The organism is Arthrobacter sp. NPDC093139, assembly GCF_044754165.1.
Taxonomy (GTDB): Bacteria; Actinomycetota; Actinomycetes; order Actinomycetales; family Micrococcaceae; genus Arthrobacter.
Map to the genome: position 1 here is coordinate 194,392 of NZ_JBIVOO010000007.1, position 10,000 is coordinate 204,391.

Genomic DNA, 10,000 nt, shown 5'->3' on the forward strand with positions numbered 1-10,000 from the left:
TTCCTGGGGATCCGGGACCGTTAAGTGTCGAGGAGGGCCCGTCACTCGACGCAGCCGGCCCTGCCGTCTGCTGCCAGCTGGGGCCGCGTCAGGCAGAATGGCCTCATGTGCGGCAGATACGTGATGTCCAAGGCCACCGGGGACCTTCTGAACTACTTCGATGCCAAGGAAGTAGAGGGCTCTCCGCCCCCGCCGAGCTGGAACGTCGCGCCCACACAGGATGTGCCTATCGTGGCCGAACGGCTGGACGAAGGGAGCGTTGAACGGCATCTGCTCATTGCCCGTTGGGGCCTGGTGCCGTCCTGGGCGAAGGACATCAAGATCGGCAACAAGCTGATCAACGCCCGCAGCGAATCCATCCTGGAGAAGCCGTCGTTCCGCAAAGCCGCGGTGAAGCGACGTGCAGTGGTCCCTGCCGAAGGATATTTCGAGTGGCAGAAGACCGAGGACGGCAAGAAGATCCCCAACTATCTGTACTCGGAGAAGGAGCCGCTGCTGGGCTTCGCCGGGCTGTACGAGTGGTGGGCTGATCCATCTCTGCCCGAGGATGACCCGGCGCGCTGGCTGCTCAGCTGCACGGTTCTGACCACGACCACGCAGGACGCCCTGGGCCACGTCCACGACAGGTCACCAGTCATCATCCCCAGGGACCGTTTCGCTGAATGGCTCGACCCGGATCTGACCGACAAGAACGACATTCAACACCTGCTGGACTCCCTGCCGGAGCCGATACTGACGCCCAGGGTTGTCAGTCCCCGGGTGAACAGCGTACGGAACAACGGGCCCGAACTGATCGAGCCGGCCGAGTGAGCACGTTCGAGACCTGCCACGGATGATGCCGAGGTGAAGGGTGTGGAGGGCCGCGGAAGATCTTCAACCCCGCCTACGAGGTGACCAGAGGGCCGGCCGGCCGGCTCAACCACGCGGCCGGCCCAACCACCGGAGGGGCTTAGTGCAGCCCCATCGCGTTCCGCACTTCATCCAGGATGTGGTGCATGGCGGTCTCGGCCGCCGTGGCATCCCCGCCGGCCACGGCTGCGGCGACCTCCTCGTGGGCGTCCAGGGCTTCCGGACGGGGCTTGAACGGCATCAGTCCCTGCCGGGTCCTGCTGGTGAGCACCTCCGCCACCATCCCCTCGAGGGCCGTGAACATCTCGTTGCCGCAGCTCTGCAGCAGCAGCCGGTGGAAGGCGATGTCGGCTTCGAGGAACCCCTGAAGCTCCCCGGCTTCGCCCAGCCGCCTCAGGTCCGCGGCCAACGCCACGAGCTGGCTGCGTTCCGCGGCGCTGGCCCGGCGGGCGGCGCCGGCCGCCGCAATGGGTTCGACGGCGATGCGCAGTTCCGTCAGGCTGCTGTACTGCCGCTCCCGGTGGTCCGATGCGAGGCGCCACCGCACCAGCTTCGGATCAAAGACGTTCCACAGCTCCCGGCGCTGCACCACAATGCCCACGCGGCGCCGCGAATACACGAGGTTCATTGATTCCAGGACCTTCATCGTGTCGCGGGCGACCGTGCGTGATATCCCGTATTCCTGCTGCAGCCCCTCGAGGGTGAGGCGGCTTCCCGGCGGGAGCTTGCCGGCGGCGATGGCCACGCCAACAGCGTCCAGCACGCGTTCATGCATGGCGGGGGACCCGCCGTCGTTCGCGTCATCCGTGTGGTCTGCCGTCGCCGTCGACATGATCCTGCCTTCCCTCTGCGCTGCAGCGCGCTATCACAGCGTACCGGAAGAAAGCGCCAAAGGTATGACCTGTGACACGCAAAGATAGTATCTTTGGTATCAATTGGTGATACCTTATCTCGAACGCAGTTCGCACGGGCTGCAGATTGAGCTTCTTCCACAAGCCAAAGACGTCTTCTTCGGAGGTAAACATGCAGTATCCAGCCACGCATCTGGTGGTCATGGGTGTCGCCGGTTCCGGCAAGTCCACCATCGCCGCGGCCCTGTCCAAGCAGCTTGGCTGGGCGTGCGCCGAGGCGGACGAGTTCCACCCCCAGTCCAACATCAACAAGATGAGCCAGGGCATTCCCCTGCAGGACGAGGACCGCTGGCCCTGGCTGCTCCAGATCCGGAACTGGATGACAGAACAGGCCAAGGCCGGCCACAGCACGGTGCTCACCTGCTCCGCCCTCAAGCGCAGCTACCGCCAGCTGCTGTCCGAGGCGGAAGGCCGCGTCCTCTTCATCCACCTTCACGGCGAGGCTGCCCTCATCAGCGAGCGGATGCAGGGCCGCGAAGGCCACTTCATGCCGCCCACGCTGCTGCCCAGCCAGCTCGCCGCCCTGGAGCCGCTGAGCCCGGAGGAACTGGCGGATGGAAGCCTGCGCCTGGACATTTCCCGCTCCCCGGAGGAGCTCATCGAAGCCATTGTGGCCGCGCTCAAGCTGCCGTACGACCCGGAGTCGGACCAGGCGCGCTCCGCCCACTGACCCACACGCTTTCAAGCTCCCAATTAGCAAGACCCTGTTTCAAAGGAGAACCATGACCATCGAAGGATGGACCCAAACACTGGGCGCAGGCCCCCTGCTGCTCATTGCGGCGGCCGCAATCGCCGTCCTGCTGTTCCTGATCATCAGGCTGCGCATGCACGCGCTGCTTGCGCTGATCGTCGTCAGCCTGGCCACCGCCTTCGCCACCGGCATTCCCGCCAACCAGGTGGTGCCCGTGCTGATTGACGGCTTCGGGACCACCCTCGGAACTGTGGCTCTCCTCGTTGGCCTGGGCGCCATGCTCGGCCGCATCGTCGAAACCAGCGGCGGCGCCAAAGTCCTGGCCGACTACCTGATCGGCATCTTCGGCGAAAAGCGTGCCCCGTTTGCCTTGGGCCTCGCATCCCTGATCTTCGGGTTCCCGATCTTCTTCGACGCCGGCCTGGTGGTGATGCTCCCCGTGGTCTTCGCCGTGGCCCACCGCCTGGGCGGGGGAGTGCTGCGCTACGGCCTGCCCGCCGCCGGCGCATTCTCCGTGATGCACATCTTCCTGCCGCCGCACCCGGGCCCCGTCTCGGCGTCGGCCTTCTTCGAGGCGAACGTCGGCCTGGTCACCATCGCCGGCCTGATCACCGCCATTCCCACCTGGTACGTCACCGCCTACCTGTACGGCCTGTGGACCGGCAGGAAACTCGAGCTCCCGGTTCCCGAGCTGCTCGGCCATGCCAGCGCCGAAGCCGAAGCCCATCCGCCGCGGTTCCGCACCATCATCGGCCTGCTGCTCCTGCCGCTCGTCCTGATCTTCATCAACACCGGCCTCAACACCTTCGCCGCCTCCGGCGTGCTGCCGGAGTCCGTCCGGGACGAGCAGTGGTTCCAGCTCCTGCGCACGCTCGGCGAAACCCCCGTGGCGCTGCTGATCTCCGTCCTCGTAGCGATGTACGTCCTCGGCGCCCGCCGCGGCACCCACAACGGCGTCCTGGAGAAGCTGCTCGAATCCTCGCTGGGCCCGGTCTGCTCGGTCATCCTCATCACCGGCGCCGGCGGCATGTTCGGCGGCGTGCTGCGCACCTCCGGCATCGGCGACGCTCTGGCCGACGTCCTGGGCAACCTGGGCATCCCGCTCATCCTCGCCGGCTTCCTGATCTCCGCGATCCTGCGCATCGCGCAGGGTTCGGCAACGGTCGCGCTGACCACCACTGCGGGCCTCATTGCCCCGGCCGTCGCGACAGCCGGTCTGAACGGCATGCAGATCGCCGCACTGGTCATCGCCGTGGCAGCCGGCTCCGTGGTGGTTTCCCACGTCAACGACTCCGGGTTCTGGCTGGTAGGCCGTTTCTTCGGCATGGACGTCAAGACCACCCTGAAGACCTGGACCGTCATGGAAACCCTGATCGGCACCATGGGCTTCGCCATCGCGGTCGCCATCTTCGGCCTCGCCGGGCTGGCGGGTTAGCGCCCTTAGTTGAGTACGACGGCGGGTGGCTGGCAGATTTTGCCGGCCACCCGCCGTCGTTCTCTGCTTTTCGACAGTTCTTTCAGCGTGCAAGCCGGCTGGCCAGCTCGTTTACAGATTGGGGATTGTCAACAATTTACGATCGTGCTACGTTGTCATCCTAGATTGCACACGCCAGCACAAGGGCCCCGGAAGCGCGAGGATGCGCTTCCTTGCGGGGCAGCCTCGTGGCGGCCATGGAAGGGGACAATAATGAAAAACGACACTGTGTGGCTCACTTGTGGAGACGAATGCTGGTACTGCACGGGGCCGGAGACGGACTAGGCCTGCACTGGGGATCGCAAAACCTTTGTTTTCGGCAGGAAGCGGTTGATGGCTGCCGCCGAGATGCCGGCCAGCAGGGTCAAAAGCACCCACGGAGCGGCCGCCGTCACGGATGGTGTGTAGGCAAGTTCGTAGAGCGGGGCCAGGGCCGTGTTGCCCAGGAGGACGGCGACCCCTCCCGCGCTGGCGAGTAGGCCATAGAAAGCTCCGGTAGGACGCCCGGCCGAATACTCGACTACCAGTCCCATGGCAACCGGCGTCACGCACATGTGTCCGAGGGAAAGACCCGTTATGAGCAGAAGTGCCGGCAGGATGGGGAACCCGTCCGGCGGAGACAGCACGGCCATGACGGCAAGGGAACCGAAACCTGCGGCTTGCAGGGCAAATCCCAGGGGAAGCGCCACCTTTGCCCCTGCCCGGCGCATGAGCCTCGCGATCGGCCACTGCAGGATGACGGTCAGGACGGACGCACAGGCGAAAACCGTGGCCAGCGCGCCGATGCCGGCCCCGCTGCGCTGGAGTTCGACCGGCAACCCGAAGTAGAGCTGGTTGTAGGCCAGGAGGTTGACGCTGTAAAAGGCCGCAAACCAGATGAACTTTTTCTCGCCAAAGCAGGACCAGATGCCCGACGGCGGTGCGGACTGTTCGGCGGGAGCCTTGGAGCTGGCGGGGCGCGTTTTGGGCAGGAAGCGCAGGAAGACCAGGGCCATCAGGGCAAAGACCCCCGCCCCTGACAGCAAGGCAGTGTCAAAGCCGGTATCGAGCAGAAGGGCACCCAGCAGCGGGCCGACAACTGCGCCTACTTCCCCAAAGACCACCAGCAAGGCAAAGAGGGCGGAGCTCTGGTTGCCTTTTGTGCTGCTGTTCGGCGCGGTCTTGGAACGGCTGGTGCCGCGCTGTGCAGCGGCCGCCACGAGGCTTTCCAATGCAGGCGAGAACAGGGCGCCACCAACGCCGGTGACAACGGCGCCGAGCAGGAAGAGCGGGAAATCCTGGGCCAGGACCAGGAGCAGATATCCGGCGATCCGCACCAGGCATCCGGTGATCATCGCCCGGCGTGCTCCCCAGACGTCGGCGATGGCCCCGCCGAAAAGGAACAACCCTTGCTGGGCAAAGGTGCGTGCGCCAAGGACGATCCCGATTGCCATGGCGCCCATGCCAAAGTCTTCCCGCATGGTCACTGCCAGGAACGGAACCACCGAGAAGAAGCCAATGTTGAAGATGAGCTGGCTGGCCAGCAGAAGCCGCGGTGAAGGTTCCACCCTTGCCGGGGCATCACCGGCACCGGTGGCTTCCGCGCGCGACGTGCGTGCCGCCGTCGATGTGTTCATGTGTCGCTCCCGATTTTGCTGCCAGGAGCTGGTCCGCCCGGCAGATTGATGCATTTTCCATGCAGGCTGAATAGCCAACAATCTAATGCTATCAAGAATCATTCGCAATAACTAGGCTTTGCGCCTAGAGGGCTTGGAGCGCCTCCGCGAGTCGCGAGAGGCCGAGTTCCGTCCGCTCGGGCGTTTGCGAGGCGAAGCACAGCCGCAGGGCGTTGCCGAACTGTCCAGTCACAGAAAACGCGCGCCCGGGGATGAATGCAACCCCGTATTGGACACCGAGCTCAAAGAGTTTCGACGTGTCGACGTGTTCACCGAAGGTGAGCCACAGGAAGAATCCGCCCTGCGGATCCGTCCACGTCGCCTGACCGCCGAAGTGGCGCTCCAGCGACTCCTGCATTGCCCTCATTCGCCCGCGATATTCGCTGCGGAGCCGCTCCAGGTGCGGCTCAAGGTCGCCGCGGCGAAGGAACTCGGCCGACAGGAGCTGATTGGGCACATTGGTGCAGGTGTCCATCGTCTGTTTTGCATCAATGAGTTTCGCCACGATGGCTGGGTCAGCGTCCACCCAGCCGACCCGCAATCCCGGGGCGAGGATCTTGGAAAAGGTGCGGACGGAGAAGACGAGCGGATCCCCGCCGCCCAGCTCGCGGAATCCCGGGATGTGCTCGCCATCGAAACGCAACATGCCATAGGGGTCGTCATCGATAATGATGCTGCCCCATTCCCTGGCCAGCGTAAGCAGAAGCAGCCGGCGCTCCAGGGACATTGCCGTCCCGGTAGGGTTCTGAAAGTTCGGAATGACGTAGATGGCCTTGGGCAGGCGCCCGGCTTTCTGAACCAGCTCCGGCAATGCCTCAACAATCAGGCCGTCGTCGTCAATGGGCGCCTCCACTATGTCAGCTCCATAAGCCAGGAGCGTGGCGCTGCCGTTGGTGTAGGTCGGTGCCTCGACTATCACAAGGTCACCAGGGTCAACAAACAGCTTGCCCGCGAGGTCCAGCCCCTGCATTCCTCCGCTCGTGATGAGCAGCCGTTCGGGCGTCGTGCGTTCGGGCGTGGTTTCCAGGTACGCCAGGAGCGCATCGCGGAGTGCATTTTCGCCCTCGGTTGCCCCGTATGCGAAAGCTCCCGCCCCGACGTCGGCGAGAACGGAGCCATAGATTTCGCTGAAAGCATCGGAGGGAACCGCTTCGGCAGCCGGGCTCCCCATTGCGAAGCTGACGATGTCGTGTGTCTGCCGCTGCAGCAGGGACGTGCTCGAATCGATGATCGAACCGACCAGCCCCTTGGTGCGGGCTGCCCACGGGAGGCTTACGGAACTGGTGGGCGCAATTGACACGATGCGTTCTCCCTCTCGATAGGACTCAGCGCCGGAGAAGCAAACGTCCTGTATCTACGGAACCTTCCTGTCAAGCCTATCGTCGATTGTTGACAATAGCTAGGACGCAAGGGTGTCATGAAGCAACCTCTGTACGGCGGCGCGCCTCGCTTTGTCATGCCATGGTGGCGGTGAGATCCTCTACGGCCGTTCGCAAATGCAGTTTGATGGCGTCCTGGAGTCCCTTCCTGTCTCCTGCTTCCAGTAGATCCAGTAGGGTCTGGTGTTCCTGGACCAGCACGTCCACACGGGGATAGGAGACTTCCAGGTTGAGGATGCACATTCTGGATTCGGCGGCCAGCGTTTCGTAAATCCGGATCAGGCGGGTGTTGCCTGTCCCGGTCACGAAGGAGATGTGGAATTGCATGTCCAATCGTGCAAGTGCCTGCCAGTCCGCGTCGGCAACTGGCTTTGCCATGTCCCTGATGATTCCCTTCAGCACGTCACAGGTGGCAGTGACCTTCTCCGGTCCGGCGTCCATCAATATATTTGCGGCGGCTGATTCCACGGCCTCGCGGACGGCATAGATCTCCTTGACATCATCGGTCGACAGCTCCGTGACGAAGACGCCACGGTTGCGGTGGCTGACCAGCAGCCCTTCCTGAGACAAGCGCTGCAATGCTTCCCGGAGCGGGCCCCGGGACGTGCGCAGCTGGCTGGCCACGGCGGATTCATTGATCTGCTGTCCCGGGCGGAAGACCCCCTGGACAATCTGTTCCCGCAGCTGATCGGCGATCAGCTGCGCCGTGGGCCTTCCCTCCAGGACAAACAGTCCATCCACTGTGCTCATCGGGCCATACCTTCCGGTGCGGTCAGCACAACTTTTGCTTTCCGGGGGAGCCGGGAGGTTGTGCGGGAGTATTTTTGCTCGAGCTTGGACTGCGGGTAGCTCAGCAGCAGGGTCATCACGAGGTACCACAGGCTGGCGACGATCAGCAGCGGGATGGTCTCGTAGGTGCGGGCGTAGATGAGCTGGGCGCTTTGGAGCAGTTCGGCGACGCCCAGCACGCTGACCAGGGAGGTTTCCTTGAACATGCCGATGACCTGGTTGCCGGTGGCGGGGATGATCGAGGGCATGGCCTGGGGGATGATGACCTTGCGCATCTTCATGGAGCTGCTCATGCCCAGGGAGTCGGCGGCCTCGATCTGGCCCTTGCCGACCGAGGAGAACCCGCCGCGGATGATCTCGGCCATGTAGGCGGCCTCGTTCAGCGTCAGGCCGACCAAGGCCGCGGTGATCGGCGACATCAGCGAATTAATGTCGATCGCGGTGCCGATGTTGGTGAACGGGATGCCGATGGTCAGGTTCGGGTACAGTGCGGCGATGTTGAACCAGAAGATCAGCTGCACCAGGACCGGGGTGCCTCGGAACAGGGTGATGTAGACGTTGGCTGTGGCGGCGACCGGTTTGATGCTCGAGGACCTCATGATGGCCAAGGCCAGGCCGAGGAGCGTTCCGAGGGCCATGCTGGCAACAGTCAGGAAGATGGTGAGCATCAAGCCACGCAGGATCGTCTCGTGGGTGAAGTACCGGGCAACCACGTGCCACTTGAAGTTCGGATTGGTCGATACCGAAATCAGAACGGCCAGGGCAAAGAGCCCACACAGGATCCATGCGACGTATTCAAAGGTGCTCCGCCGCCGGAGCCTTGGCTTGAGCGAGGAGTCAATCCCGCTTACGGTGGATTCCCCTTCAGAATGGATTAGCTTCTTCACGGCGTCCCTCTAGTTGAGCTTGGCTTCGGTAATGGCGCCTGATTCGAGGCCCCATCTGGCGAGTGACTTCTTGTATTCCGGGAGACGGCTCCTGAGCCGTCGGCCCCTGACGTTCCTATCTACATAATGCAACCACCGTGATCGCAGATCATCGACAATTCACAGAAAGTTTTTTTGTGTATTTTCGTCGACGCCCGGGCATGTCCCGCGGGACCGGGACCCAGACGCGGCTCTAGTGAGAGACGGAAGAGGTGGCCAGGTCCGTAGACCTGGCCACCTCTTCAATGTGGATACTGCTCGAAGGCCGTAATTAGGCAGTAATCTCCCTGTCTTCCCTCGTTGCCGTGAGATCTTCAACGGCTTTTTGCAGGTGCCGTTTGACGGCCTGCTGCAGTCCCGTCCTGTCTCCTGCTTCCAGCAGGTCCAAAAGGTTCTGGTGTTCCTGGACCAGCACGTCCAGGCGGGGGTAGGAGACTTCCAGGTTGAGGATGCACATTCTGGATTCGGCGGCCAGCGTTTCGTAAATCCGGATCAGCCGGGTATTTCCCGTGCCAGAAACGAAGGAGGTGTGGAATTGCATATCCAGCCGTGCAATCTCCTGCCAGTTTGACGCGGCAACCTGCTTTGCCATGTCCCTGATGACTTCCTTCAGCACCTGGCAGGTGTCTTGGATCTGCTCCTGCCCGGCATCCATCAATGTGTTGGACGCGGCCAGCTCCACGGACTCGCGGACCTCATAGATTTCCCTGATGTCGGCGGTGGAAAGCTCCGTGACGAAGACGCCACGGTTGCGGTGGCTGACCAGGAGCCCTTCCTGGCACAGGCGCTGCAGCGCTTCCCGGAGCGGGCCCCGGGATGTGCGCAGCTGGCTGGCGACGGCGGATTCGTTGATCTGCTGTCCCGGGCGGAAGGTCCCCTGGATTATCTGTTCGCGCAGCTGATCGGCGATCAGCTGCGCGGTGGGCCTTCCCTCCAGGACAAACAGTCCTTCTGGTACTGCCATTGTTCCCCCTCATTTCATTCTTCGGACTACTGCATGCCCCGTTAGACCGCTATTGCGGTGTATTTGATCTCGAGGAATTCCTCGATGCCGACCTTGCCGCCTTCGCGTCCCAGCCCGGACTGCTTGACCCCGCCAAAGGGTGCTGCCGGGTTGGAAACGATGCCGGTGTTGACGCCGACCATTCCCACTTCGAGTTCTGCGGAGAAGCGCAGGGCCTTTTCCATGGTCTCAGTAAACACATACCCCACCAGACCCCATTCGGTGTCGTTGGCCAGGCGGAGCACCTCGTCCTCGCTGTCGAACGCCGTGATCGCCGCGACGGGTCCGAAGATCTCGGTGTTCATCAAGTCGGCGGTCAGGGG

Annotated in this window: 10 protein-coding genes; 3 read left to right on the forward strand and 7 right to left on the reverse strand. The window is 63.2% G+C overall.

Features of this window, described 5'->3' with window-relative positions:
• Window positions 1-105: 105 nt before the first annotated feature.
• Window positions 106-810, forward strand: coding sequence for an SOS response-associated peptidase (locus ACIP90_RS13235; protein ID WP_400579781.1), 705 nt, complete (start codon window positions 106-108; stop codon window positions 808-810).
• 139 nt (window positions 811-949) lie between these two features.
• Here the strand turns inward: ACIP90_RS13235 and ACIP90_RS13240 are convergent, their stop codons facing one another.
• Window positions 950-1,681 carry a FadR/GntR family transcriptional regulator gene (locus ACIP90_RS13240; RefSeq protein WP_400579782.1) on the reverse strand — a complete coding sequence of 244 codons (732 nt, stop codon included), beginning with the start codon at window positions 1,679-1,681 and terminating at the stop codon, window positions 950-952.
• Window positions 1,682-1,872: 191 nt separating this feature from the next.
• Here ACIP90_RS13240 and ACIP90_RS13245 point away from each other — a divergent pair, with 191 nt between their 5' ends.
• Together ACIP90_RS13245 and ACIP90_RS13250 are read left to right on the forward strand one after the other, a co-directional pair.
• Window positions 1,873-2,430, forward strand: a complete 558-nt coding sequence (locus ACIP90_RS13245; RefSeq protein WP_400579783.1) for a gluconokinase — start codon at window positions 1,873-1,875, stop codon at window positions 2,428-2,430.
• Between the two features lie 52 nt (window positions 2,431-2,482).
• The gene (locus ACIP90_RS13250; RefSeq protein ID WP_400579784.1) at window positions 2,483-3,886 is read left to right on the forward strand and encodes a GntP family permease; all 1,404 of its coding nucleotides are present in this window, start codon (window positions 2,483-2,485) and stop codon (window positions 3,884-3,886) included.
• A gap of 320 nt (window positions 3,887-4,206) precedes the next feature.
• Here the strand turns inward: ACIP90_RS13250 and ACIP90_RS13255 are convergent, their stop codons facing one another.
• From ACIP90_RS13255 to ACIP90_RS13280, 6 genes are all read right to left on the reverse strand, one after another.
• Window positions 4,207-5,541 carry an MFS transporter gene (locus ACIP90_RS13255; RefSeq protein ID WP_400579785.1) on the reverse strand — a complete coding sequence of 445 codons (1,335 nt, stop codon included), beginning with the start codon at window positions 5,539-5,541 and terminating at the stop codon, window positions 4,207-4,209.
• A gap of 124 nt (window positions 5,542-5,665) precedes the next feature.
• Entirely contained in the window at window positions 5,666-6,874 is a 1,209-nt protein-coding gene (locus tag ACIP90_RS13260; protein WP_400579792.1) for a PLP-dependent aminotransferase family protein, read from the reverse strand.
• A 160-nt stretch (window positions 6,875-7,034) separates the two neighbouring features.
• Window positions 7,035-7,709 carry a GntR family transcriptional regulator gene (locus tag ACIP90_RS13265; RefSeq protein WP_400579786.1) on the reverse strand — a complete coding sequence of 225 codons (675 nt, stop codon included), beginning with the start codon at window positions 7,707-7,709 and terminating at the stop codon, window positions 7,035-7,037.
• Window positions 7,706-8,635, reverse strand: a complete 930-nt coding sequence (locus tag ACIP90_RS13270; RefSeq protein ID WP_400579787.1) for an amino acid ABC transporter permease — start codon at window positions 8,633-8,635, stop codon at window positions 7,706-7,708. The genes ACIP90_RS13265 and ACIP90_RS13270 overlap by 4 nt, the downstream gene beginning before the upstream one ends.
• 310 nt (window positions 8,636-8,945) lie before the next feature.
• Window positions 8,946-9,638 (reverse strand): GntR family transcriptional regulator, encoded by a 693-nt coding sequence (locus ACIP90_RS13275; RefSeq protein ID WP_400579788.1) that lies wholly within the window; start codon window positions 9,636-9,638, stop codon window positions 8,946-8,948.
• 41 nt (window positions 9,639-9,679) lie between these two features.
• Window positions 9,680-10,000, reverse strand: a 321-nt coding sequence (locus ACIP90_RS13280) for an aldehyde dehydrogenase family protein (RefSeq protein ID WP_400579789.1), incomplete at its 5' end; no start/stop codon positions are given.

Bases quoted from the DNA above. Each gene is read 5' to 3' on its own strand.
- ACIP90_RS13235 (WP_400579781.1), top strand. From the start codon at position 106: ATGTGCGGCAGATACGTGATGTCCAAGGCCACCGGGGACCTTCTGAAC.
- ACIP90_RS13240 (WP_400579782.1), bottom strand. From the start codon at position 1,681: ATGTCGACGGCGACGGCAGACCACACGGATGACGCGAACGACGGCGGG.
- ACIP90_RS13245 (WP_400579783.1), top strand. From the start codon at position 1,873: ATGCAGTATCCAGCCACGCATCTGGTGGTCATGGGTGTCGCCGGTTCC.
- ACIP90_RS13250 (WP_400579784.1), top strand. From the start codon at position 2,483: ATGACCATCGAAGGATGGACCCAAACACTGGGCGCAGGCCCCCTGCTG.
- ACIP90_RS13255 (WP_400579785.1), bottom strand. From the start codon at position 5,541: ATGAACACATCGACGGCGGCACGCACGTCGCGCGCGGAAGCCACCGGT.
- ACIP90_RS13265 (WP_400579786.1), bottom strand. From the start codon at position 7,709: ATGAGCACAGTGGATGGACTGTTTGTCCTGGAGGGAAGGCCCACGGCG.
- ACIP90_RS13275 (WP_400579788.1), bottom strand. From the start codon at position 9,638: ATGGCAGTACCAGAAGGACTGTTTGTCCTGGAGGGAAGGCCCACCGCG.